Raw genomic sequence first — 23756 nt, 5'->3', positions numbered from 1 at the left:
TCACCAAGGGAAATCAGCTCAGCAGATCCAGCAGGGTGCGGGCCACCACCTTGGTTGCGCGGTGCAGATCCTGCAGCACCAGGTGTTCGTCAGCCCGCTTGGCGTTGGACTCGAACACCGTGCGCGGCCCCGCACCGTAGATGACGGCGGGGATGCCCTGCGCGCAGTACAGGCGCACGTCGGTGTAGAGCGGCGTGCCACTGGTCGGGATGGGTTCGCCGAAGATGGCTTCGCCATGCTTCTGCAAGGCCTCGACAAGGGGTTCGTTGCCAGGCAGGGGGCGAAGCGAATGGGCCAGCAGCAGCCGCTTGATGTCGACCTGTATGCCGGTGAAGGTGGCCGCCGCTTCGGTGATGACGCGGCGGATGTCGGCCTCCACGGCAACGGGGTCTTCTTCGGGGATCATGCGGCGGTCCAGCTTGAGCGTGACTTTGCCGGGCACGACGTTGGTGTTCGTGCCGCCTTCGATGCGTCCCACATTCAGATAAGGGTGCTGGATGCCAGGCACATTCGAGGTGATGCCCTGGTAGATCTTGTTCTGTGCGTACAGCGCATTGAGGATGGTGACCGCGCCTTGCAGGGCATCGATGCCGGTGTGCGGGATGGCGGCGTGCGCCATCTGGCCATGCACGGTGACTTCCATCTGCAGGCAGCCGTTGTGCGCGGTGACCACCTCATAGCTGAAACCCGCTGCGATCAGCAGGTCGGGCTTCGTCAGTTTCTGCTTGAGCAACCAGCCGGGGCCCAGTTCGCCGCCGAACTCCTCGTCGTAGGTGAAGTGCAACTCGACCGAGCCCTTCAGGATGCCCGGTGGCAGATGGTCCGCCAGCGCCTCCAGCGCCCGCAGTGCGAAGCTGTAGGTGGCGAAATCGCTTTTGCTGACGGCAGCGGCTCGCCCGTAGAGCTTGCCGTCCACCACCTCCCCGCCATAGGGGGCATGCGTCCAGCCTTCGCCTGGCGGCACGACATCGCCATGCGCGTTGAGCGCCACCACGCGGCCGCCTGGCCCGAAAGGGCGGCGCACGATGAGGTTGGTCAGGCTCTGCAGGCCGTAGGCTTTGACCTCGGCTTCCGGCACGCCATAGGCTTCAGCCTGCCAGCCAAACTCATTGAGCAAGGCTGCCGTGCGTTCGGCATGCGGCGCGTTGTTGCCGGGCGGTGTGTCGGTCGGGACCTGAACCAGTGCCTGCAGGAAACGCACCTCTTCATCGAAGTGAGCGTCGATCCATTGGTCCAGTCGGGTGTAGCGCTCGGCTTGTGTGCTCATGGCTGTTCCAGCAAGTGCATGAAGGCGTCCACGCAAAGCTGCGCGTCGTCGTTGGTGATGGCTTCCAGCGGGTTGTGGCTGATGCCGGCGTTGCCGCCGCGGACGAACAGCATGGCCTGTGGCATGCGCTCGTGCAGCTTCATGGCGTCGTGGCCCGCGCCGCTGGGCAGCTTGAACACGGGTAGCCCCAAGTGGGTCACAGCGGCTTCCCATCGCGCTTGCCAGGCTGGGTCAGAGGGGGCAGCGCTGGCTTGCATGGTCTGCTCCAGGGTGAAGCGCAGGCTGCGTCGTTGGCAGATGGCCGCCAGCTGCTGCCGCACATCGGCCACCAGGGCATCTCGCTGGTTGTTGTCGGGGGCGCGCAAATCCAGGGTGAACTGGCAACGGCCTGGCACCACATTGACCGAACCCGATGGCACATGCAGCACGCCCACCGTGCCGACCGATGGCCCCCGAGGTGAGTCGGCATCTTGCGCGGCGCGCTGCTCCACATACAGCAGCAACTCGGCCACGGCGGCTGCGGCATCCTTGCGACGCCCCATGGGCGTGGTGCCGGCATGGCTGGCCAGGCCGATGACCTCGCCCGCATAACGCGCACTGCCATTGATGGCGGTGACCACGCCCAGCGGCTGGTCGATCTCATCCAGCCAGGGGCCTTGTTCGATGTGCACTTCGACGAAACCCAGGTAGCGCGCCGGGTCTCGCTGCAACCTGGCGATGTCGTCCAGGCTGGCCGTGAGCCCTGCCGCTTGCATGGCATCTCGCATGCTCACGCCATCTGCGTCGACTTGATCCAGCCAGTTCGGCTCGAACGCCCCCACCAGTGCGCCCGAGCCCAGGAAGGTGGCCTTGAAGCGTTGCCCTTCCTCTTCTGCGAAGCCGATCACCTCGATGCCATGCCGGAGACGGCGGCCCTGGGCGTGCAGCGCGCGCACGCAGGCCATGGGCACGAAGATGCCCAGTCGCCCGTCGTATTTGCCGCCGTTGCGCACGGTGTCGTAGTGCGAGCCGGTCAGCAGGCGCGGGGCACTGGCGTCGCTGCCGTGGTAGATGCCCACCACATTGCCGACGGCATCACGCGACACCTCGTCGAAACCGCATTCGCGCATCCAGGTCTGCAATTGCGCCGCACAGGCTTGATGGGCTGGCGTCAGGTAGGTGACGGTGAGCTGGCCTTGCTCGGCATAGCCGGGCTCGCTGTGTGCGGCCAGCGCTTCGGCCCAGTCCCACACGAGGTTGCCTTCAGTGGGCTCGGTGCCGAACTTGTCATGCAGGCGGATCTCGGCGATGCGGTGGATGTTGCGCAGGCATTCCGCGAGTTCGAAGTCCGCCGGGTTGTCCAGCCTGCGCGCAAACGTGTCGATGATCTGCTGGCGAGTCAGGCCGGCGCCTCTCGGGCCGCGCACAGCCAGGATGAAGGGCCAGCCGAAGCGCGCCTTGTAATCGGCGTTGAGTTGCTGGAGCCGTGCGAATTCTTCGGGGGTGCAATGGGTGAGGCCGGCACGGCTTTGCTCGTTGGTGGACTCGGCAGTGAGCTGGCCCGCCACCGCTGCCTTGCCAGCGAGTTCAGGGTGCGCGCGGATCAGGCCTTTCTGGCGCTCGACATCGGCTGACCGCACCACCTTGGCCAGTGCGTACTTCAGCTGCGTGACGGTGCTGAATGGCCGCGAAGCCCAGGCCGCTTCGGCAATCCACGGCGAATGCTCGTACACGCCCTCCAGCAAGGCGACGAAGCCACTCTGGTCTGCCGTGTTGAGTTGATCCAGGGACAGGTGCATGCCGTGGCTCCTCAGACCGATGCCTGTGTGGGCGCCGCGTAGGGGTGCACCCGCCGCCAGTGCTCGGCGATGTCGATGCGGCGGCACACCCAGACCTGATCATGTTGTGCGACGTGGTCCAGAAAGCGCTGGAAGGCTCTGAAGCGGCCGGGGCGGCCCAGCAGGCGGCAGTGCATGCCCACGCTCATCATCTTGGGCGCGTTGTCGCCGGCGGGGTCACCTTCTGCGTACAGCAGATCAAAGGTGTCGCGCAGGTAGGTGAAGAAGTCTTCACCCTGGGCGTAACCTTGCGGCAGCGAGAAGCGCATGTCGTTCACATCCAGCGTGTAAGGCACGATCAGGTGCGGCACGGTCTGGCCATCGCTGCGCTGCACTTCGGTCCAGAAGGGCAGGTCGTCGCCGTAGTAATCGCTGTCATAAGCAAACCCGCCATAGTCGGCCACCAGCCGGCGGGTGTGGGGGCTGTCTCGCCCGGTGTACCAGCCCAGGGCACGCTGGCCGGTCATCTCTTCGATGATCTGCATGCCGATGCGCATGTGCTCGCGCTCCAGCGCTTCGTCCATGGTCTGGTAGTGGATCCAGCGCCAGCCGTGGCAGGCGATTTCATGGCCCAGATCGACAAAGGCTCGGGTGAGCTCAGGGTGCCGCTGCAGGGCCATGCTGACGCCGAAGATGGTCAGCGGCCAGCCGCGCCTTTCGAACTCGCGCAGGATGCGCCACACGCCGGCCCGGGACCCATATTCGTAGATGGATTCCATGCTCAGGTGCCGATCCGGGTAGGCCGCCGGGTTGGCCATCTCGCTGAGGAACTGCTCGCTGCCGGCATCACCATGCAGCACGCAGTTTTCGCCGCCTTCTTCGTAGTTCAGCACGAACTGCACCGCAATGCGCGCACCTTCTGGCCATTGCGCATGCGGCGGCGTGTGGCCGTAGCCGATGAGATCGCGTGGGTAGGCAGGAGGCGCGGTTGGGGTCATGGTGCAGGCGGTCAGGCTGGATGTGTCGGGCGGGTGGCGTCAGGGGGTGGTCAGGGCCTGACGCAAGGAAGGGGCCGAGGTGCGAGGCGCCTCGGTCAACTGGTGCTCCACGGATGCCAGGTGGCGGTGGAGCAATTGCAAGGCCAGCTCGACATCTCTGGCCTCGATGGTCTTGAGCAGCAAGGCGTGTTCGGCATTCGAGTTCTGGGCGTTGTCCGATGACTGGTACATGAGCGTGATGAGCGAGCAGCGCGACACCAGCTCCTGCATCAGCTCGACCAGCACCTGGTTGCCCAGGACTTCGGCCAGCCGCACATGGAAATCGAACAGCAGCTTGGTACGGGTGGGCACGTCAATGCGTGCCACCGCTTCTCGCTCGGCCTTGAGGTGGGCCTTGAGTTGGCGAATGTCGGCAGGCTTGATGCAGGCAATGAGCTCCCGCAGCATCTGGGACTCGACCATGCGCCGCACGGCGAAGACCTCGCGGGCCTCCTGGATGGACGGGGCCGCCACGAATGCACCACGCGCGGGCTCCAGGCGCACCAGCTTCAATTCGGACAGGCGAAACAGCGCCTGACGCACCACCGTGCGCGACACACCAAAGCGGTCACCGAGTTTTTGTTCCACCAGCTTGGCGCCAGGCAGCAGCCGGTGTTCGACGATGGCCCGCGTGACGGCTGCCACGATGTGCTCGGTGCTCGACACCTCGGGTGACGATTCTGGTGCATCCGGTTCGGCAATGAGGGCCGCGTCCGCACGGGTCAAGCGGGCACGCCGGCTGCTTGTGTGTGGGGAGGAAGGAGATGTCTTGCGCGCGACGCTCATCATGTTTAAAGTGTATACACTTTCAGATTGTCAAAGCAAGCCAATCCGCAAGCTGACATCGGGCTGGTCCGGCGTCGGTCACGCAGCGGGAGCCACATCATGAGCAACAGCGCCGACCCATCCGGTACGCCACCACTCGCGTCTCCTCTTGTCGACACGGGCTACCTCACCACCCACGTGCTCGATACCGTTCACGGCACGCCTGCCGAGGGCATGAAGCTGGAGTTGTATGTGCGCGAGACCTCGCCGGATGGCTGTGCTGACGGCCGCTGGCTGTCGCTGCGCAGCGTGGTCACCAACACCGATGGGCGTCTCGACCGGCCCTTGTTGTCCGGCGCGGATTTCAAGGTGGGCTGCTATCGCCTGATCTTCGATGTCGAAGGCTACTTCCGGACCAAGGGCGTGCCCCTGCCCAAGCCTGCCTTTCTGGGCAAGGTGCCGCTGGATTTCGGTATCGCCGATGCCCAGGCGCACTACCACGTGCCTTTGCTGGTGAGCCCCTGGTCGTATTCAACCTATCGTGGAAGCTGAGGCCTGTTGATGATGGAGATGTCGCCCTTGTGGGGCTATGCACTGGACTGGGCCAATCTGCTGTTGCGCTGGGCGCACGTGATCGTGGCCATCGCCTGGGTGGGGTCCTCCTTCTACTTTGTCTGGCTGGACAACTCGCTCACCCCGCCAACGGATCCGCAATTGAAAGACAAGGGCGTGGGTGGCGAGCTGTGGGCGGTGCACGGCGGTGGCTTCTACAACCCGCAGAAGTACATGGGGGTGCCCAAGAGCCTGCCGGATCACCTGCACTGGTTTTTCTGGGAGAGTTATTCCACCTGGCTGACGGGCTTTGCCTTGTTCACGGTGCTCTACCTGTTCAACGCGGGCACCTTTCTCATCGACAAGTCCGTGCATGCCTGGACGCCGGGTGCCGCCGTGCTGGCGGCCTTGGGCTTTCTGGCGGGCTTCTGGCTGCTGTATGACCTGATCTGTCGCACGTTGGGCCAGGGCAAAAAGGGCGATCAGGTCGTCGGGGCATTTGTGTTCGCGATGGTCGTGGCCGCGGCTTGGGGCGCATGCCAGCTGTTTGCAGGTCGGGCGGCCTTTTTGCTGGTGGGTGCCATGATCGCCACGGCCATGAGCGCCAATGTGTTCTTCTGGATCATTCCGGGGCAGCGCAAGGTGGTCGCCGCCATGAAGGCGGGTGAGCCGGTTGACCCTGTTCATGGCAAACGCGGCAAGCAGCGCAGCGTGCACAACACGTATTTCGTGCTGCCGGTGCTGTTCGCCATGCTCAGCAACCACTATGGCTGGGCCTTCGGGCACGCGCACAACTGGCTGGTGCTGGTGTTGATCATGCTTGCCGGGGCCTTGATCCGGCAGTTCTTCGTGGCGCGCCACAAGACGCAGCTGGCCGGCACCCGCCCGCCTTGGGGCTGGGCCTTGGCGGGTGTGGCGATCCTGGTTGGGGTGGCGATCTGGCTGGCGCCTGCGCCCTCGGCGAACGCGTCGTCTTCTGTTGCGGAGCCCGCGCCGACCTTGGCACAGGTGCAGGCCGTGGTGGCGCAGCGTTGCGTGCTGTGTCACAACGCCCAGCTGGCCAACAAAGGTGTCCGGCTGGACACCGCCGAACAGATCGGCGCGCATGCGCAGCAGATCTACCAGCAGGCCGTCGTGCTCAAAGCCATGCCGATGAACAACGCCACGGGCATCACCGATGCCGAGCGGGCGCTGCTGGCGCGCTGGTTCAAGGCAGGTTCGCCAGCGTCTTGATGAGCCCGGTTTTCCATCGGGTGGAAAAGGCCCGTAAGTCCCCGCTGCTTTCAGGGGGACTCCCCCCTGGCCGAGGGGGCAAGATGGTCACAAAAGCTGGCAGCGGGTGGTTATAGTGGGCACATACCGTTACAAATCAAGGTCTGGCCGTGAAGAAGTTTGCAATCGCCGCACTGTCGTTGGGTCTCCTGGGCGCCTTGCCCGTGGCACAAGCTGCCTCCGTCACTGTTGACGCTGGCAACTACCTGCTGAGCTACGAAGACACTTTCCTGCCAGGCGCTTCCGTCAGCGTGGCAGGTGGCGTGGTCACTTTCGGTGGCCTGGACTACAGCACCTTCGCCATTGGTGGTTCCGTCGAAACAAACGGCACCATCGGTTCGTTTGACAGCTACGGTGGCAAGCCTTTCCCCATCGTGATCACCGCCAAGACGGGCTACACCCTGTCGGGTCTGGTCGAGTCGGTTGCCGGTGACCACCGTGCGGTGGCTGGCGATGCCCAGGATGCACAAGCTGGCGTGATGGCCGGCCTGGTTTCCCGTTGGGTGACGGTCAACGGCACGGATCCGCTGGGTCAGAACACACCTTACCAGGTGGTGTCGCTGGGCGCAGGCCAATCATCGGCTGGTGCCTTCAACGCCTCCGGCGCACTGGCTTTCTCGTCTTCCGGCCCCATCGGTCTGTCGGCCCTGGACCTGCTGGCTGGCGCTGGTGCAACCGGCCAGGGCAGCGCCGCTTACGTGACGCTGAGCCAGTACAAGATCGGCGTGCAGACCACGGCCGTGCCTGAGCCCGAAGTGCTGGCCCTGGTGCTGGCTGGTCTGGGCGTGGTGGGCTTGCGCGCACGTCGCCAGCAGAAAGCCTGATGGCCCGCGAGGCCTTCGGGCCTCGGCAAAGATTTCAAAGCGCACTGCTGAAGGGCAGTGCGCTTTTTTCATTCGCAAGCGGTTTGCTTCAAATGAGCTGCATGGCCAGTTGGTTGTGTCGCTCGATGAGCGAGGGCAGGGCCACGGTGCTGAGGCGCCCATGGTCTGCCACGATGCGTCCATGCACGATGGTCCAGGCCGTTGGCGCAGGCTGCGTCATCATCAGCGATGCCAGCGGATCATGGATGGCGCTACCGGCCATGGACAGGGTTCGCAGGTCATAGATGGCCAGGTCGGCCGCCATGCCCGGGGCGATCTGCCCGATGTCGTCTCGACCCAGCACCTGGGCACCCCCGCGGGTGGCCAGCCTGAGTGCATCGCGGGCCGTCATGTCGGCGGGGCCGTGGTCGCATCCAAAGGGCTGCAGGCTGCGCCCCACGCGCGCCAGCAGCATGGCCTGTCGCGCTTCTCCCAGCATGTGTGCCGCATCGTTGCTGGCTGAACCGTCCACGCCCAGGCCAACGGGCACGCCCGCGTCCAGCATGGCGCGTATCGGCGCGATGCCGGAGGCCAGGCGCATGTTGCTGCAAGGGCAGTGCGCCACGCCGGTGTGGGTGGCTGCGAAGCGGCCGATACCGTGGTCATCGAGCTTGACGCAGTGCGCGTGCCACACGTCATCGCCCAGCCATTCCTGCATCTCGGCGTACTCGGTGGGCGTGCAGTTGAACTTCTCGCGCGTGTAGGCCACGTCGTGGTCGTTCTCGGCCAGATGGGTGTGCAAGCGCACCTTGCCGCCCGCGTAACTGCGGGCCAGCCGGGCCGATTCACGCATCAGGTCCGGGCTGACCGAGAAAGGCGAGCAGGGCGCCAGCGCGATGCGCAACATCGACAGGCGCCCGCCATCATGGAAGGTGTCGATCAGGCGCTGGCTGTCACGCAGGATGTCGGCTTCGGACTCGACCAGGCTGTCGGGTGGCAGGCCGCCCGCGCGCTCGCCCACGCTCATGCTGCCCCGGCAGGCATGGAAGCGCATGCCGATCTCGCGAGCGGCTGCGATGCTGTCATCCAGACGGACGCCGTTGGGATAGAGGTAGAGGTGGTCGCTGCTGGTGGTGCAACCGCTGAGCAGCAGCTCGGCCATGGCCACTTGCGTGGACACGTGGATCATCTCGGGTGTCAGCCTGGCCCACATGGGGTAGAGCGTGCGCAGCCAGCCAAACAGCTCGGCGTTCTGTGCGGCCGGCACCGCCCGTGTCAGGCTCTGGAACATGTGGTGGTGCGTGTTCACCAGGCCCGGGATGACGATGTGGCCGCGCGCGTCGATGGTGTGCGTCGCTTGGGCCAGCAGCTCAGGAGGCAAGGTCGCCGTGGGGCCGACCGCCACGATCTCGTGGTCACGGATCAGGACGCTGGCTTGTCGCCACTCATGGCCCTCGTCATCCATGGTGGCGACGCAGTCGGCGTCCTTGATCAACAGGGTGGGGGTGTTCACTTGGCGTCTGACTCCGATGGTGCTGAGGTGGCCGTGGCAGCAACGTGTTGCTGACGCAGCAGGAGCAGCTGCGCGACGACGGCCACGGCGATCACGGCGGGCTCCTTGCCTTGCAGGCCTGGCAGGCCGATGGGGCAGCTCATGTGCGCCAGTTGGTCCGCGCTGAGCCCTTTGTCCTGCAGCCGATGCAGGAATTTGGCGCGTTTGGTCTGTGACCCGATCAAGCCGGCAAACAGGCTGTCGCCACGCCGCAAGACGGCCTCGATGATGCGCAGGTCCAGATCATGCCGGTGTGTGAGAACCAGGTGGATGGCGCCGGCTGGCGCATCGGCCACTTCGGCTTCGGGGCAGTCCGAAGGCAGCCAGGTGATTTGGGCGGGCAGGGCCTGCAGGGTGGCGTCATCCGGCAGGCCGCAGCCTGGGTCGCTGCTGTCGCGCGTGTCGATCCAGCGCACGGAAAAATCCAGATCGGCCAACAGTTTGACCATGGCCTGCCCGACATGCCCGGCGCCATGCAGTTCGATGTGCAGGCCCTGGCTCAGGGGCCAGTCGCGCATGGCAGCCTCGTTCAGCGGGGCGAACCGCAGGCTCACCACCCCGCCGCAGCATTGGCCCAGCGTGGGGCCCAGTGCGAAGCTGCGCTCCCAGGTGGCCGCTGCCTGCTCGCCGCATTCCCGCAGGGCCTGACGCGCCAGGTCGATGGCCTGCCATTCGAGGTGCCCGCCACCGATCGTGCCCAGCAGTTGATCCGTGCTCACCAGCATGCGTGTGCCCGCATCACGGGGCGTGGAGCCTTTGCTGTCCATCACCGTGATCAGCATGGCGCGCCGGCCCTGGCGGACCCACTCGCAGGCTCGTTGGCGAAGCGCGGGCGCACTCAGGCTGGACATGCCCCACCTGCCTTGACGGCCTCGATGGCGTCCAGGATGGCCTCGGGTGTGGCGGGTGCGCGCAGCGGCGGGTCGACGCGGTGATCGGCGACCGACGAGACGGCATCGCGGATGGCCAGGAACACGGAGAAGGGCAGCAGCAGCGGCGGTTCGCCCACGGCCTTGGATCGGTACACCGTGTCCTCCACGTTCTGGTTGTCGAACAGCTTCACGCGGAAGTCGGCCGGGCAATCGCTGGCCGTCGGGATCTTGTAGGTGGATGGGGCGTGCGTCATCAGCTTGCCCGTTTGCGGGTGCCACCAGAGTTCTTCACTGGTCAACCAGCCCATGCCCTGGATGAAGGCGCCCTCGATCTGGCCAATGTCCACCGCCGGGTTGATGGATTGCCCCACATCGTGCAGCACATCGGCGCGCAGCAGCTTCCACTCGCCCGTGAGCGTGTCCACCAGCACTTCGCTGACGGCGGCGCCATACACGAAGTAGAAGAAGGGGCGGCCTTGCATGGTCTGGCGGTCCCAGTGCAGTTTGGGCGTGGCGTAAAAGCCGTCTGACCACAGCTGCACGCGTGCCATGTAGGCGGCCATCACCACATCCTCGAAGCGCAGCAGCTCGGGGCCCACTTGCACCGTATCGTCCACAAAGCGGATGGCCTCTGCCGGCACCTGGTGTTTGGTCGCCAGCATCTGCACCAGGCGCTCCAGGATCTGCTGGGCGGCGTTGGCCGCGGCCTTGCCATTGAGGTCCGAGCCCGTGGATGCGGCTGTGGCCGAGGTGTTGGCCACCTTGCTGGTGTCGGTGGCGGTCACGCGCACGCGCTCGGGTTTGACGCCCAGGGTGTGGGCCACCATCTGCGCCACCTTGGTGTTCAGGCCTTGCCCCATCTCGGTGCCGCCGTGGTTGACCAGGATGCTGCCGTCGCTGTAGACGTGCACCAGTGCGCCCGCCTGGTTGAGGTGCACCACGTTGAAGGAGATGCCGAACTTGACGGGCGTCAGGGCCAGGCCCTTCTTGAGCACGGGGCTGCCGGCATTGAAGGCGGACAAGGCCTGGCGCCGCGCGCGGTAGTCGCTGCTGTCGACCAGTTCGTTCATCAAGGCGCGCAGCACGTTGTCTTCCACCGTCTGGCCATAGGGCGAGACGTTGCGGTCAGACGTGCCGTACAGATTGGCCAGGCGCACGTCCAGCGGGTCCTTGCCCAGCCGGCGCGCGATCGAATCCAGGATGACCTCGATGGCCAGTGCGCCCTGAGGCCCGCCGAAGCCGCGGAAGGCGGTGTTGCTCTGCGTGTTGGTGCGGGCGCAGTAGCCGTGCAGGTCCACGGCGGGCAGGTAGTAGCCATTGTCGAAGTGGCACAGGGCGCGTGTCATCACGGGGGCGGACAGATCAGCCGAGAAGCCGGCGCGGGCCAGCATCTCGACCTTGGCGCCCAGCACGCGGCCATCGGCGTCGTAACCCACGTCGTAGTCGTGCACGAAACAATGTCGGCGCCCGGTGATCATGAAATCATCATCGCGATCGGGGCGCAGCTTCACCGGCTTCTTCAGCTTCCACGCGGCGATGGCCGCAATGCAGGCAAACACCGCTGATTGCGATTCCTTGCCACCAAAGCCACCGCCCATGCGGCGGCATTCCACCAGCACATCGTGGGCATGCAGGTTCAAGGCGTGCGCCACGGCATGCTGCATCTCGCTGGGGTGCTGGGTAGAGCAATGCAGCAGCAGGCCCTTGCCTTCTTTCGGGATGGCGTAGGAGATCTGGCCTTCCAGGTAGAACTGCTCCTGGCCGCCAAGCTGAAAACGCCCTTGCAGGCGCGCTGGCGCATCCGTGAGTGCCTGGGCCGTGTCGCCCCGATGCAGGTGCATGGGCGGGACCACATACTGCCCGGCCGCATGCGCTGCCTCGGGTGTGAGCAGGGCGGGCAAAGGCTCGATGCGCAGGAAGTCTGACGCACGTGCGGCCACCCGGCGGGCGGTCTCACGGTTGCGGGACAAGACCACGAAGACCGGTTGCCCCAGGTAACGCACGTCACCCTCGGCGAGGATGGGGTCGTCATGAACCAGGGCACCGCAGTCATTGAGGCCGGGGATGTCGGCCGCGGTCAGGATGGCCACCACGCCCGCTTGCGCCTTGAGGCCTTCGACATCGATGGACAGCAGCTTGCCATGCGCAACAGGCGACAGGCCCAGCGCTGCATGCAGGGTGCCTGCGAGTTCGGGCAGGTCATCGATGTAGGTGGCCTGGCCAGCGACGTGCAGGTGTGCCGACTCGTGCGGCAGGGCGCGTCCGGCTGCCGCGCTGGGGCGAAAAGCGTCAACGGTCTTGTTCATGTGCGCTCGTTCAAAACATCGTGTCGCCGCATCAGGTGGCGTCACAGGGCCAGACCTGCACGTCCTGGGCACGCAGAGGGCTGGTCGGCCTGGTTTCAAGCCAGAAGCGTTCCAGCAGATTGGCGGCCACCTTGAGCCGGTAGTCGCGGGTGGCGCGCAGGTCGGTCATGGGCTGGAAGTCCTGCACCAGTGCCGCCTGTGCCTGTCGCAGGGTGGCTTCGGTCCAGTCCTGCCCGATGAGTGCGGCTTCAGCATGGGTGGCTCGACGCGCCGTGGCCGCCATGCCGCCCCAGCCCAGGCGTGCCGCCACGATGCGTTCGCCGTCCAGTTCGATGTACAGCCCGGCACAGACGGCAGAGATGTCGCTGTCACGTCGCTTGGCGATCTTGTAGGCGCGCAGGACGCCGGGGCCTTGCGGGTTGACGACCGGCACCTGCACCGACTGGATGAACTCGCCCGCTTGCAGGGCGTTCTTCATGTAGTCCAGGTAGAAGGCGGACAGGGGCATCTGGCGCGTGGCCTGACCTTGTCGCAAGACCAGCGTGGCGTCCAGCGCCAGCAGGATGGGCGCACTGTCACCAATGGGTGACCCGTTGGCGAGATTGCCCACCAGTGTGCCGGCATGGCGCACGGGCGGTGAGGCAAAGCGCAGCCAGATCTCGCGCAGCGCGGGCATGTGCGTGGCCAGCGCTTGCCAGGCTTGCTCCAGCGTCACCGCGGCGCCGATATTCAGCCGCGCCGTTTGATCTGGTTGCGCAGACGCATCTGCCGTGATGGCCTGCAGCTCGGCCACCTTGCCCAGATAGATGATGTCGCCCAAGGCCTTGAACTGTTTGGTGACCCACAGGCCGATGTCGGTGCTGCCGGCCAGCAAGCGGGCTTCGGGCATGGCCTGGCGCAGTGCGGCCAGCTCGCTCAGGTCGCGCGGTGCAAAGAACCGGCTGCGTTGTGGGCTGTCCGTGCAGGATGGGCCTTCGTAGACCAGCCCTGGTGACGAGGCGGTGTTCAAGCTGTTCAACTGCGCCAGCATGGTGTCACTGGCGAAGGCCTCGCGCGGTGCTTCGTACATCTTCTGGCCCGCGTCCAGAATCGGGCGGTAACCCGTGCATCGGCACAGGTTGCCAGACAGTGCATCAGCCAGATCCGCGCGTGGCAGAGGCTGCTCGTGGGTCTGATAGACATCCCACAGCGACATCACGAAACCAGGTGTGCAGAAGCCACACTGCGAACCATGGCAGTCCACCATGGCTTGCTGACAGGGGTGCAGCTTGTCGCTGCCCGCGGCCTGAAGATCCTCGACCGTGATCAGTGCCTTGCCGTCCAGTGTCGGCAGGAACTGGATGCAGGCGTTGACCGTCTTCTGGCGCCAGGCACCGGTGTCAGGATCTGCTTCACCCACCACAACCGTGCAGGCGCCGCAATCGCCCTCGGCGCAACCCTCTTTGGTGCCGGTGCAGTGTGCGTGCTCGCGCAGCCATTGCAGCACCGTGGTGGTGGGTGGCAGGCCCTGGACTTCCTGGATCTGCCCCTGGTGCACGAAGCGGATCGGGCGGGGGGCGGCGGTGCTCATGCGCAGGGCTCCTTCAGCAAGCGGTTTGACGACGGGGCAAAGTGTCCGCAAAGCCCGTGCCTGCGTTGCCACTCACCTCGAAGAGGGTATCGCCAGTGTAGAGTCCGGCCATACCATTTCGCTAATAAGCATTATCAGACTTGGTGTATGAGCAAGAGCGCACTTTTCGAGAAGATCGACCTCTCCCTGATACGTGTCTTGCACACCGTGATCACCGAATGCAGTGTCTCGCGGGCGGCCATTCGCCTGCAATCCAGCCAACCGGCCGTCAGCTCTCAACTCAAGCGCCTGCGCGAGTTGACGGGGGACCCTTTGCTTGTTCGATGCGGGCAGACCATGGCACCGACAGACGTGGCGCTCAGCCTGCTGGCACCCGCTGCCGCCATCCTGCAGCACGCGCAAAGCATGTTCGGCCATACCAGCTCCGTGCGCGAGTTTGACCCGGCGACATCCACATTGACATTCCGGCTGGCCGCCACCGATTACCTCGACCCTTTCTTCCTGCCCGAGTTGACCTTGCGCCTGAGGCGGCTGGCGCCCCATGTGCGCGTGGAGGTGGTGCAACTCTCCGCCGATCTGGACTACCGCCGCAGCCTGGCCCGCGGCGAGGTCGACCTGGTCGTGGGCAACTGGCTGGAGCCTTCTGACGAACTGCATCTGGGGCGCCTGCTCAGCGATGAGGTGGTGTGCCTGGTGTCCGAGGATCACCCCGCCGCCAGGCTCCCCAAAGAGGGCAAGCGCGCCTGGTCGGTCGATCAGTACCTGGCGTGCGAGCATGTGGCGCCACCCGCCCTGCACCCCGGTGCGCTGGGCATCATCGACGAGCACCTGGCCGCGCAGGGCCTGCGCCGCAACATCGTGGTGCGCAACCCGCACTTCGCCCAGCTGCCTTACATGGTGGCCGGCTCCCTGCTGGTGTTGACCACCGGGCGGCGCTTCTGCGAGCGGTATGCGCAACAGTTGAACGTCAAGATCGTGCGCTGCCCCGTGGCCTTCCCGCCGATGAACTACTATCAGCTCTGGCATGACCTGACGCATCACTCTGCAGCCAGCCGCTGGTTGCGCGAACAGGTGCGTGACGTCGTGCGTGGTCTGCAAACTGTGCGGCCGCCCACGCGTGCGCAGGCCTTGCCTGTGCGCAGTGCCAGTTGATGGCCACACCGACTGCCTTGACTGAACTGAATCGACACCCCATGAGCCTTGCCGGATCCAACCCGACTCCAACAGCGCCAGCAGGCCGCCTGATTCTGTGGGGCGATGTGCTGGACTTCACCGAGGATCCGGGCTTTGCGACGCCGAAAGAAGCCCTGGGCGTGCGTTGGCGCCCGGACCACGCCGTCCTGATCGAAGCCGGGCGGGTGGTGGCGGTGCAGCCGCGAAGCCAGGCGCTGGATGTCGACTGGCAAGCCGCGCCGGTGCAGGATCACCGTGGTCGCCTGATCATGCCGGGCTTCATCGACACGCACGTGCATTGCCCGCAGTTGGATGTGATTGCCAGTTTCGGCACCGCCTTGCTGGACTGGCTCAACACCTACACCTTTCCTGCCGAGCGGCGCTATGCGGATCCTGCTGTATCGAAAGATGGGGCCCAGCGCTTCCTCAAAGCCCTGTGGGCGCACGGCACGACCACGGCGGTGGTCTTCCCGACCGTGCACAAGGCGAGTGCCGAGGCCTTGTTCGAAGAGGCCGACGCCCACGCCATGCGCCTGATCACCGGCAAGGTGCTGATGGACCGCCACGCCCCCGAAGGCTTGCGCGACGACGTGGACCAGGCCGAGCGCGATTGCGTGGACCTGATCAACCGCTGGCATGGCAAGGGCAGGCAAGCCTTCGCCGTGACGGTCCGGTTTGCACCGACCAGTACCCCCGAGCAGTTGATGATGGCCGGGCAGCTGTGCCAGACCTATGCTGGCACCTACATGCAGACCCACGTGGCTGAAAACCAGGACGAGGTGCGCTGGGTTGCATCCTTGTTCCCGGATGCGCGCAGTTACCTGGACGTGTATGACCGCGATGGCCTGATTGGCGCACGAGCGGTGCTGGCTCACGGTATCTGGCTGGACGCCAATGACCGCGCCGTGCTGCGTGAACGTGGTGCACAGATCGCGCACAGCCCTTCGTCCAACCTGTTCCTGGGCAGCGGTCTGTTCGACTGGGCTCAGGCGCAGCGCGAGGGCGTCAACGTGAGTCTGGCCAGCGACGTGGGCGGCGGCACCAGCCTGTCGATGCTGCGCAATATGGGCGACGCCTACAAGATACAGGCCCTGCAAGGCACCCGTCTCACGGCCTGGAAGGCGCTGTACACCGCCACCCTGGGCGCGGCGCGCCACCTCGGTCTGGCTGACGAGATCGGCAGCGTGGAGCCCGGTTGCATGGCCGATCTGGCCATCTGGGATTGGGCTGTGGGTGACGTGGCGGCGCACCGCGATCGCCTGGCGCAGGCCAGTGGTGACCTGCACGAGCGCCTGTTTGTCTGGATGACCCTGGGGGACGAGCGCAATCTGGCAGGCACGCTCATTGCAGGTCAAACTGTATACAAAACTCGAGCAGCAGCATGAGCCTTCGTCTTGAATTGCGCGGCATCACCAAGCAGTACCCGGGCGTGCGCGCCAATGACGGGGTGAGCCTGAAGGTTCGGCCAGGCGAGATCCACGCGGTGCTGGGCGAAAACGGGGCGGGCAAGTCCACACTCATGAAGATCATCTTCGGCTCGGTCAAGCCCGATGCCGGCGAGGTCTTCTTCAACGGCCAGCCCGTGCATGTGAAGTCGCCCCAGGAGGCGCGTGCGCTGGGCATCAGCATGGTGTTCCAGCACTTCTCGCTGTTCGACACGCTCACGGCGGCCGAGAACGTGTGGCTGGGGCTGGACAAATCGCTCAGCCTGGCCGAGGTCACCCAACGCATCCGCCAGGTGTCCGGTGAATACGGGCTGGAGGTCGACCCGGATCGGCATGTCCACTCGCTGACGGTCGGTGAGCGCCAGCGCATCGAGATCGTGCGCGCGCTGCTGACCAACCCGCAACTGTTGATCCTGGACGAGCCCACCTCGGTGCTGATTCCGCAGGCGGTGGAAAAGCTGTTTGCCACCTTGCGCCAGCTGGCCGAGCGCGGCTGCGCCATCCTCTACATCAGCCACAAGCTCGATGAGATCCGTTCGCTGTGCCACCACTGCACGGTGATGCGCGGCGGCAAGGTCACCGGTGAGGTGGACCCTCGCCAGGAGAGCAATGCCAGCTTGTCACGTTTGATGATCGGCTCCGAGCCCATTGAGTTGAACCGGCAGGCGCCTGTGCTGGGTGAGGTGGCGTTGGCTGTCAAAGGCCTGAACGTGCCCAGTGACGATCCGTTTGGCGTCAGCCTCAAGGATGTCAACTTTGCTTTGTGCGCGGGCGAGGTCCTGGGCATTGCAGGTGTCTCAGGCAACGGGCAGCAGGCCTTGATGGCCGTGCTCAGCGGTGAAGACCCACGCGGTGCACCCGGTAGCGTCACCTTGTTTGGCCACGACATCAGCCGCGCATCGCCCATGAAACGCCGCCACCTCGGGCTCAACAGTGTGCCCGAAGAGCGCCTGGGCCGCGGCGCCGTGCCCACCATGTCGCTGGCGCAGAACACCTTGCTCACGCGCAAGGATGCGATCGGCCCGGGCGGCTGGCTGCGCATGGCCGGCGTGTGGGGCATGACCAGCGAGCTGATCGAGCGCTTCAATGTGAGGGCGGCAGGCCCGCATGCGATGGCCAAGAGCCTGTCGGGTGGCAACCTGCAGAAGTTCATCATGGGCCGCGAGATCGATGCCGAGCCGCGCGTGCTGCTGGTGTCTCAGCCCACCTGGGGTGTGGACGTGGGCGCTGCGGCGCAAATCCGCGGCGAGTTGATCAAGCTGCGGGATGCCGGTTGCGCCATCCTGGTCGTCAGTGAGGAGTTGGACGAGTTGTTTGAAATCTGCGACCGCATGATGGTGATGGCACAAGGGCGCTTGTCGCCCAGTCTGGCCACGGCCGATGCCACCGTCGAGCAATTGGGCGAGTGGATGAGTGGCCTGTGGGATCACCACGGTGGCCAGCATGGTGCTGCAGTGCAAGGGGGCGGGCATGTTCAAGCTTGAGCCGCGTGCCACGCCGTCCACCACGCTGATGCTGGCTTCACCGTTGCTGGCTTTGGCCATCACCGTCTGCATTGGTGTGCTGCTGTTTCTGGCCCTGGGCAAGGACCCGCTGGCCGGCTTGCAGATGTTCTTCGTCGAGCCCCTCAGGAGCGGCTACGCCTTGTCCGAACTCAGCCTCAAGGCCACGCCCCTGATCCTGATCGGTCTGGGTCTGGCCGTGTGCTTCAAGGCCAATATCTGGAACATCGGGGCCGAAGGGCAGTTTGTGATGGGCGCGGTGTTCGCTGGTGGCGTGGCCATGCATGCGACCGCCACCAGTGCCAACTGGTTCTGGGTGCTGGTGCTGCTGGCCGGGGTGCTGGGCGGCATGTTGTGGGCTGCCATCGTCGCCTTGCTGCGCGACCGTTTCAATGCCAATGAAATCCTGGTCAGCCTGATGCTGGTGTATGTGGCCGAGATGGTCTTGAGCTACCTGGTCTACGGCCCCTGGAAGGACCCGGCCGGCTACAACTTCCCCCAGACCATCACCTTTCTGGATGCGGCCCGCGTGCCCAAGCTCTTCAGCGGTTTGCGCATGAACGTGGGCGTGGGCATGGCCTTGCTGGCGGTGCTGGTGCTGACGGTGTTCATGGCGCGCACGTATGCAGGCTTCCAGCTGCAGGTGGGCGGTCTGGCGCCTGCGGCGGCCCGGTATGCAGGCTTCTCGTCACGGCGCGCCTTGTGGACGGCCTTGCTGCTCTCGGGCGCCATGGCCGGGCTGGCCGGCGGGCTGGATGCGGCCGGGCCGCAGGGGCAGCTCACGCCGTATATCCCCATGGGCTACGGCTTCGGCGCCATCATCGTGGCCTTCGTGGGGCGCTTGCACCCCGTGGGCATCGTGTTTTCGGCGGTGCTGATGAGCATGTTCTACATCGGGGGCGAACTCGCTCAGTCGCGCCTGGGGCTGCCCAAGGCCCTGACTGGCGTCTTCCAGGGCTTGTTGCTGTTTGCCTTGCTGGCCTGTGACACCTTCATCCATCAACGCCTGCGCTGGGTGGCTGCCAAATGACCGGACTGACCGCTGACTCCCTGGCCTTGCTGATCGCGGCCACGCTCAATGCCGGCACGGTGGTGGCGCTGGCCGCGCTGGGCCTGCTCATCAACGAGCGCGCTGGCGTGCTCAACCTGGGTGCCGAGGGCATGATGCTGGTGGCCGCCATTGCCGGCTACGCCACCGGCGTGCAGACCGGCAGCGACACGCTGGGCTTCATGGCAGGCGCATTGGCTGGTGCCGCCATGGCCGCCATGTTCGGTGTGCTGGTCATCTGGCTCAACACCAACCAGTACGCCAGCGGGCTGGCGCTCAGCCTGTTCGGGGCGGGCCTGAGTGCGTTCGCCGGCATCCAGTACACCCAGCAGCGCCTGCCCGAGCGTGCGCACTTCGACATTCCCTTCCTGGCTGATCTGCCCTTTGTGGGGCCAGCCCTGTTCCGCCACCACCCCTTCGTGTACCTCGCCGTGGCACTCACCATCGGCTTGAGCTGGTTCCTCATGAAGTCGCGCCCGGGCCTGGTGCTGCGCGCCGTGGGTGAGTCACCCGAGTCCGCGCACGCGCTGGGTTACCCGGTACGCCGCATCCGCTTGCTGGCGGTGATGGCCGGTGGCGCCCTGTGTGGCCTGGCAGGGGCCTACATCTCGCTGGTCTACACGCCCTTGTGGGTCGAGGGCATGGTGGCGGGCAAGGGCTGGATCGCACTGGCACTCACCACCTTTGCCACCTGGCGGCCTGCGCGCGTGCTGCTGGGTGCCTACCTGTTTGGCGGGGTCACCATGCTGCAGTTCCAATTGCAAGGGCAGGGCGTTCAAATAGCCAGCCAATGGTTGACGATGTTGCCCTATCTGTCGACCATCGTGGTCCTCGTCCTGATCTCGCGCAATCCGACGTGGATTCGCATCAACATGCCCGCTTCCTTGGGCAAGCCCTTCCATCCGGGCGCCTGAGTTGGCATGATCGCGGCATGATCATTGCTGCGGTCCAGACTTGTTTTCAACCCTGGAGATGACATGACTTCACCGATGTCCAAGCGTTCTTTGTTGAAGTTGGCGGGCCTGGCCACGCTGGCCGCCTCGGCGGGCCTGGTGGGCTGCGGCAAGAAAGAGTCCGCGGCGCCTGAGGCTGCTTCTGGTGCGACGGCCGCCTCTGCCGCCGCCGCGCCTGCGGGCCCTCTGAAGATCGCCTTCGCCTATGTCGGCCCCGTGGGTGACGCGGGCTGGACTTACGCCCACAACGCAGGCCGCCTGGCAATCGAGAAAGAATTCGGTGACAAGGTCAAGACCACCTTCGTGGAGAAGGTGCCCGAAGGCCCCGAGGCCGAACGCGTGATCCGCGACCTGGTGGGCCAGGGCAACACGCTGGTCTTCGGCACCACCTTCGGCTACATGGAGCCCATGCTCAAGGTCGCAGCCGACAACCCGAACGTGAAGTTCGAGCACGCCACCGGCTACAAGACCGCGCCCAATATGCGCACCTACGATTCACGCACGTACGAAGGCGCTTACATGGCCGGCGTGATCGCTGGCGGCATGAGCAAGTCTGGCGTGCTGGGTGTCGTGGGTTCGATTCCTATCCCCGAGGTGATCCGCAACATCAACGCGTTCACCCTGGGCGCGCAAAGCGTCAACCCCAAGGTCAAGACCAAGGTCGTGTGGGTGAACGCCTGGTTTGATCCACCCAAGGAGACCGAAGGCGCGCAGAGCCTGATCAACCAGGGCGCCGACGTGCTGTTCCAGAACACCGATTCGCCCGCCGTGCTGCAGACCGCCGAGAAGGCCGGCAAGTACGCCTTCGGCTGGGATTCGGACATGACCCAGTTCGGCCCCAAGGCCCACCTGGCATCCAGCGTGATCAACTGGGGGCCGTACTACATCAAGGCTACGAACGATGTCCTGAATGGCACCTGGCAGACCGGTGGCGTGTGGTGGGGTGTGAAGGAAGGCGCGATCGACATCGTGGCCATTTCCGACAAGGTGCCTGCTGACCTGAAAGCCAAGGTCGATACCGTCAAGGCCGGCCTCAAGGATGGCAGCTTCGTGATCTGGAAGGGCCCCATCCTGGGTCAGGACGGCAAGGAAGTGTTGGCCAAGGACGCCGTGGCGGACGACAAGTTCCTCGGCGGCATCAACTTCTACGTCAAGGGCGTGGATGGCGTCGTGCCCTCCAGCAAGTAAACACACAAGATGACCCCAACCCGTTTTGCCATCTCCCGGGACAAGCTGCCTGCACTTGTGCAGGCCATGCCCAAGGCCGAGCTGCACATGCACATCGAGGGCTCGCTGGAGCCTGAGTTGATCTTTGCCCTGGCCCAGCGCAATGGTGTGGCCTTGAGCTACCCCAGCGTCGAGGCCCTGCGTGCGGCGTATGCGTTCACCGATCTCCAGAGCTTCCTGGACATCTACTACGCGGGCGCCTCGGTGCTGCTCAAGGAGCAGGACTTCCACGACATGGCCTGGGCCTATCTGCTCAAGGCCAAGGCCGACAACGTGGTGCACACGGAGATGTTCTTCGACCCGCAGACGCACACCGACCGCGGTGTGCCCTTCGAGGTGGTGATCAAGGGCCTGAAAAGTGCCTGCGACAGGGCCAAGACGGAGTTGGGTGTCAGCGCTTCCTTGATCATGTGCTTCCTGCGGCATCTGTCTGAAGAAGCCGCGTTCAAGACGCTGGAAGAGGCTTTGCCCTTCCGGCAACATTTCATCGGTGTGGGGTTGGATTCGAGCGAGCGCGGCCACCCGCCCGAGAAGTTTGCCCGTGTCTTTGCCAAGTGCAAGGAACTGGGCCTGCACCTTGTGGCCCACGCGGGCGAAGAAGGCCCGCCCGCCTACATCATCAGCGCTTTGGATGTGCTGAACGTGGAGCGCATCGACCACGGTGTGCGTTGTGTGGAAGACCCGGCCCTGGTGCAGCGCCTGGCCAGGCAGGGCACGGCCTTGACGGTGTGCCCGCTGTCCAATATCAAGCTGTGCGTGTTCAAGAAGATGGAGGATCACAACCTCAAGACCTTGCTGCAGCACGGCCTGAAGGCCACGGTCAACTCGGACGACCCGGCTTACTTCGGTGGCTACATGAACCAGAACTTCCTGGCCACCTTTGCGGACCTGGATCTGGATGCGGACGACGCCTACACGCTGGCGCGCAACAGCTTCGAGGCCAGCTTCGTGGATGCGCAGACCAAGGCAGGCTGGATTGCCCAGCTGGACGCCACGTTCGCGCGCTTCGCCTGAGCTGCGTCAGCCCAGCGCCAGCGCATCGGCCAGCAAGGCCGCGCCCGCGCCAAAGCCATACGCATCCATCGCCAGATGCCCGTGTGTGACGCTGGCATGCAGGCGCTTGCCCAAGGCCGGCATGGCCTCGCCCTGGGTAGAGGCCCCGGCAGCAAAGTAGAACGGCAGCCAGTGCTCGTCCGTCGGGTGCATCTCGACGGCAAAAGGCGCCTGGGCGCGGTAGTCCAGCAGGGCTGGCCAATCGGCCGAATCGGTACGCGCCTGCACCCAGGCCCGGAAGGCCGCGCAGTCACTTTCCTCGGGCGCGTCAACCGGGGTGGGGTGCCTGAAGAAGCGGTGCAGGTTGTGCGTGAGGCTGCCTGAGCCGATCACCAGCACACCCTGCGTCGTCAGGCTGTGCAGCAGCCGGCCCATGGCCAGCAACTCGGCAGGCTTGCTTTGTGGCGTCAGCGATACCGGCACCACGGGCACGTCCACCTGTGGGTACAAGTGCATCAGCGTCGTCCAGATGCCATGGTCCAGCCCGCCTTGTGGCGTGAACTGCGCCAGCAGCCCCGCATCGGCCAGCAGATGGGCGACCTGCTGTGCCAGCGCGGGCTCGCCGGGCGCGTCGTAGTAGATGTCGTCCAGGGCCTCGGGGAAGCCGCCGAAGTCATGGATGGTGTCATGGTGCGCCGCGCCCAGCACAAAGGGCGTGCGCGTGGCCGTGTGCGGCGACATGATCACGATGGCGCGCGGCCGGCCCCAGATGCGGTCAATGGCCGGGCCCAGGCGCTGCATGAACAAGCCGGCCTCGCCAGGCTCGATCGCGATCATGGGCGAACCATGTGACAGGAACAGGGTGGGGAGGGGGGCTGGCGTGCTCATGGGCACAGTCTAGCGACGCATGGGCAGGAACTGCGCGGAGGCCAGCAATGCCAGCACGATGGCCAAGGGCACGGTGGACACATAACCCACATGCTTGAAGCCCAGCGCGCCGATCACGCCGCCCACAAAGAAGGACAGCACCAGCCCCAGGTGCACGAACAGGCGCTCCTTGTTGGCACGCACCACGGGCTGGGCTTCCCCTTCCACGCTGGCGTTCCAGTACAGCATTTTGCCCAGCTCGATCCCGATGTCGGTCACGAGGCCTGTCACGTGCGTGGTGCGGATCTCCGCGTTGGACACCTTGGTGATCATGGCGTTCTGCAAGCCCATCACGAAGCACAGCAGCGCCACCGTGATGCCCATGGACGAGCCGATGTAATGGTGCATGGCGCCCAGCACGCCGAAGGCCAGCAGCAGGGTCGCCTCGATCAGCAAGGGCAGGGCGTATTCATGTCGCGAGGCCCGTCGACGAGCCCAGTTGATCAGGATGGCCGAGGTCGCCGCCCCCAACAGGAAGGCCAGCAGGGAGGTGAACCAGTCCAGCACCAGGTCCATGCGGCCCAGGGCCAGGTCATCGGCCATGCTGGACACCACCCCGGTCATGTGCGAGGTGTACTCCTTGACCGCCAGAAAGCCACCCGCGTTGGTGGCGCCGGCCACGAAAGCCAGTGACAGCCCCAGGTGCAGATTGGTTCGGCGGGTGCGCTCCGGGGCAGTGAGCGTCCTGAGGTAATCAACGGGCATGTTGGTGGGTGGAGCGAACTTCCATATAAG

The 23756-nt window shown here is 65.2% G+C and carries 20 protein-coding genes; 10 read left to right on the top strand and 10 right to left on the bottom strand.

The features are described from left to right. Positions 1-13 precede the first annotated feature (13 nt). From JY96_RS02680 to JY96_RS02665, 4 genes are read right to left on the bottom strand one after another with little or no spacing between them, the layout of a single operon-like run. Positions 14-1267, bottom strand: coding sequence for a M20/M25/M40 family metallo-hydrolase (locus JY96_RS02680; RefSeq protein WP_035034724.1), 1254 nt, complete (start codon positions 1265-1267; stop codon positions 14-16). Next, on the bottom strand, positions 1264-3045 hold the full coding sequence (gene uraD / locus JY96_RS02675; protein WP_035034721.1) for a 2-oxo-4-hydroxy-4-carboxy-5-ureidoimidazoline decarboxylase: 1782 nt from the start codon (positions 3043-3045) through the stop codon (positions 1264-1266). Before uraD ends, JY96_RS02680 begins: the two co-directional genes overlap by 4 nt. Before the next feature lie 11 nt (positions 3046-3056). Further along, entirely contained in the window at positions 3057-4022 is a 966-nt protein-coding gene (gene puuE / locus JY96_RS02670; RefSeq protein ID WP_035034720.1) for an allantoinase PuuE, read from the bottom strand. Between the two features lie 39 nt (positions 4023-4061). Continuing rightward, positions 4062-4787, bottom strand: coding sequence for a GntR family transcriptional regulator (locus JY96_RS02665; protein WP_235333829.1), 726 nt, complete (start codon positions 4785-4787; stop codon positions 4062-4064). A gap of 159 nt (positions 4788-4946) precedes the next feature. On the opposite strand from JY96_RS02665, the gene uraH reads away from it, so the two are divergent. The 3 genes from uraH to JY96_RS23790 all read left to right on the top strand — a co-directional run bounded on the left by uraH (position 4947) and on the right by JY96_RS23790 (position 7474). Next, positions 4947-5378 carry a hydroxyisourate hydrolase gene (gene uraH / locus JY96_RS02660; RefSeq protein WP_081961559.1) on the top strand — a complete coding sequence of 144 codons (432 nt, stop codon included), beginning with the start codon at positions 4947-4949 and terminating at the stop codon, positions 5376-5378. 9 nt (positions 5379-5387) lie between these two features. Beyond that, on the top strand, positions 5388-6611 hold the full coding sequence (locus JY96_RS02655) for a urate hydroxylase PuuD (RefSeq protein ID WP_369796117.1): 1224 nt from the start codon (positions 5388-5390) through the stop codon (positions 6609-6611). Positions 6612-6760: 149 nt separating this feature from the next. Next, the gene (locus JY96_RS23790) at positions 6761-7474 is read left to right on the top strand and encodes a PEP-CTERM sorting domain-containing protein (protein ID WP_035034717.1); all 714 of its coding nucleotides are present in this window, start codon (positions 6761-6763) and stop codon (positions 7472-7474) included. A gap of 88 nt (positions 7475-7562) precedes the next feature. Here the strand turns inward: JY96_RS23790 and JY96_RS02645 are convergent, their stop codons facing one another. Genes JY96_RS02645 through xdhA form a run of 4 tightly spaced genes read right to left on the bottom strand, consistent with a single transcriptional unit; the run spans position 7563 to position 13753 of the window. Then, positions 7563-8966: an 8-oxoguanine deaminase gene (locus tag JY96_RS02645; RefSeq protein WP_255352652.1), complete on the bottom strand. Its 1404-nt coding sequence runs from the start codon at positions 8964-8966 to the stop codon at positions 7563-7565. After that, positions 8963-9856, bottom strand: a complete 894-nt coding sequence (xdhC, locus tag JY96_RS02640; RefSeq protein ID WP_081960980.1) for a xanthine dehydrogenase accessory protein XdhC — start codon at positions 9854-9856, stop codon at positions 8963-8965. Before xdhC ends, JY96_RS02645 begins: the two co-directional genes overlap by 4 nt. Then, complete coding sequence (gene xdhB, locus JY96_RS02635; protein WP_035034715.1) at positions 9844-12183, bottom strand: xanthine dehydrogenase molybdopterin binding subunit; 2340 nt, start codon at positions 12181-12183, stop codon at positions 9844-9846. Before xdhB ends, xdhC begins: the two co-directional genes overlap by 13 nt. A gap of 31 nt (positions 12184-12214) precedes the next feature. Further along, positions 12215-13753 (bottom strand): xanthine dehydrogenase small subunit, encoded by a 1539-nt coding sequence (xdhA, locus tag JY96_RS02630; protein ID WP_035034713.1) that lies wholly within the window; start codon positions 13751-13753, stop codon positions 12215-12217. Between the two features lie 147 nt (positions 13754-13900). Between xdhA and JY96_RS02625 the strand changes: the two genes are divergently transcribed. The 7 genes from JY96_RS02625 to JY96_RS02595 all read left to right on the top strand — a co-directional run bounded on the left by JY96_RS02625 (position 13901) and on the right by JY96_RS02595 (position 22115). Then, positions 13901-14905 carry a LysR family transcriptional regulator gene (locus JY96_RS02625; RefSeq protein WP_035034709.1) on the top strand — a complete coding sequence of 335 codons (1005 nt, stop codon included), beginning with the start codon at positions 13901-13903 and terminating at the stop codon, positions 14903-14905. 41 nt (positions 14906-14946) lie between these two features. Next, positions 14947-16311 carry a guanine deaminase gene (gene guaD / locus JY96_RS02620; RefSeq protein WP_052162059.1) on the top strand — a complete coding sequence of 455 codons (1365 nt, stop codon included), beginning with the start codon at positions 14947-14949 and terminating at the stop codon, positions 16309-16311. Further along, the gene (locus tag JY96_RS02615) at positions 16308-17855 is read left to right on the top strand and encodes an ABC transporter ATP-binding protein (RefSeq protein WP_035034707.1); all 1548 of its coding nucleotides are present in this window, start codon (positions 16308-16310) and stop codon (positions 17853-17855) included. Before guaD ends, JY96_RS02615 begins: the two co-directional genes overlap by 4 nt. Further along, positions 17842-18903, top strand: coding sequence for an ABC transporter permease (locus tag JY96_RS02610; RefSeq protein ID WP_035040905.1), 1062 nt, complete (start codon positions 17842-17844; stop codon positions 18901-18903). Before JY96_RS02615 ends, JY96_RS02610 begins: the two co-directional genes overlap by 14 nt. Next, on the top strand, positions 18900-19835 hold the full coding sequence (locus tag JY96_RS02605) for an ABC transporter permease (RefSeq protein WP_035034705.1): 936 nt from the start codon (positions 18900-18902) through the stop codon (positions 19833-19835). Before JY96_RS02610 ends, JY96_RS02605 begins: the two co-directional genes overlap by 4 nt. Before the next feature lie 75 nt (positions 19836-19910). After that, positions 19911-21062 carry a BMP family ABC transporter substrate-binding protein gene (locus tag JY96_RS02600; protein WP_369796115.1) on the top strand — a complete coding sequence of 384 codons (1152 nt, stop codon included), beginning with the start codon at positions 19911-19913 and terminating at the stop codon, positions 21060-21062. Positions 21063-21071: 9 nt separating this feature from the next. After that, complete coding sequence (locus JY96_RS02595; RefSeq protein WP_035034701.1) at positions 21072-22115, top strand: adenosine deaminase; 1044 nt, start codon at positions 21072-21074, stop codon at positions 22113-22115. 6 nt (positions 22116-22121) lie between these two features. Here JY96_RS02595 and JY96_RS02590 read toward each other — a convergent pair whose 3' ends face one another. Both JY96_RS02590 and JY96_RS02585 read right to left on the bottom strand, forming a co-directional pair. Continuing rightward, entirely contained in the window at positions 22122-22982 is an 861-nt protein-coding gene (locus tag JY96_RS02590) for a dioxygenase (protein ID WP_035034698.1), read from the bottom strand. A 9-nt stretch (positions 22983-22991) separates the two neighbouring features. Continuing rightward, on the bottom strand, positions 22992-23726 hold the full coding sequence (locus JY96_RS02585) for a YoaK family protein (RefSeq protein WP_035034697.1): 735 nt from the start codon (positions 23724-23726) through the stop codon (positions 22992-22994). Between the last annotated feature and the right edge of the window lie 30 nt (positions 23727-23756).

This window comes from Aquabacterium sp. NJ1, assembly GCF_000768065.1.
Classification (GTDB): Bacteria; Pseudomonadota; Gammaproteobacteria; order Burkholderiales; family Burkholderiaceae_C; genus Aquabacterium.
Note: the sequence above shows the minus strand (reverse complement) of the source record. Positions and strands in the feature narration are given on the sequence as shown.

What these genes read in the sequence shown, in the direction of transcription:
- JY96_RS02680 (WP_035034724.1), bottom strand. Translation starts at nt 1,267, where the DNA reads ATGAGCACACAAGCCGAGCGCTACACCCGACTGGACCAATGGATCGAC.
- uraD (WP_035034721.1), bottom strand. Translation starts at nt 3,045, where the DNA reads ATGCACCTGTCCCTGGATCAACTCAACACGGCAGACCAGAGTGGCTTC.
- puuE (WP_035034720.1), bottom strand. Translation starts at nt 4,022, where the DNA reads ATGACCCCAACCGCGCCTCCTGCCTACCCACGCGATCTCATCGGCTAC.
- uraH (WP_081961559.1), top strand. Translation starts at nt 4,947, where the DNA reads ATGAGCAACAGCGCCGACCCATCCGGTACGCCACCACTCGCGTCTCCT.
- JY96_RS02655 (WP_369796117.1), top strand. Translation starts at nt 5,388, where the DNA reads ATGATGGAGATGTCGCCCTTGTGGGGCTATGCACTGGACTGGGCCAAT.
- xdhC (WP_081960980.1), bottom strand. Translation starts at nt 9,856, where the DNA reads ATGTCCAGCCTGAGTGCGCCCGCGCTTCGCCAACGAGCCTGCGAGTGG.
- xdhB (WP_035034715.1), bottom strand. Translation starts at nt 12,183, where the DNA reads ATGAACAAGACCGTTGACGCTTTTCGCCCCAGCGCGGCAGCCGGACGC.
- xdhA (WP_035034713.1), bottom strand. Translation starts at nt 13,753, where the DNA reads ATGAGCACCGCCGCCCCCCGCCCGATCCGCTTCGTGCACCAGGGGCAG.
- JY96_RS02625 (WP_035034709.1), top strand. Translation starts at nt 13,901, where the DNA reads ATGAGCAAGAGCGCACTTTTCGAGAAGATCGACCTCTCCCTGATACGT.
- guaD (WP_052162059.1), top strand. Translation starts at nt 14,947, where the DNA reads ATGAGCCTTGCCGGATCCAACCCGACTCCAACAGCGCCAGCAGGCCGC.
- JY96_RS02615 (WP_035034707.1), top strand. Translation starts at nt 16,308, where the DNA reads ATGAGCCTTCGTCTTGAATTGCGCGGCATCACCAAGCAGTACCCGGGC.
- JY96_RS02610 (WP_035040905.1), top strand. Translation starts at nt 17,842, where the DNA reads ATGTTCAAGCTTGAGCCGCGTGCCACGCCGTCCACCACGCTGATGCTG.
- JY96_RS02605 (WP_035034705.1), top strand. Translation starts at nt 18,900, where the DNA reads ATGACCGGACTGACCGCTGACTCCCTGGCCTTGCTGATCGCGGCCACG.
- JY96_RS02600 (WP_369796115.1), top strand. Translation starts at nt 19,911, where the DNA reads ATGTCCAAGCGTTCTTTGTTGAAGTTGGCGGGCCTGGCCACGCTGGCC.
- JY96_RS02595 (WP_035034701.1), top strand. Translation starts at nt 21,072, where the DNA reads ATGACCCCAACCCGTTTTGCCATCTCCCGGGACAAGCTGCCTGCACTT.
- JY96_RS02590 (WP_035034698.1), bottom strand. Translation starts at nt 22,982, where the DNA reads ATGAGCACGCCAGCCCCCCTCCCCACCCTGTTCCTGTCACATGGTTCG.
- JY96_RS02585 (WP_035034697.1), bottom strand. Translation starts at nt 23,726, where the DNA reads ATGCCCGTTGATTACCTCAGGACGCTCACTGCCCCGGAGCGCACCCGC.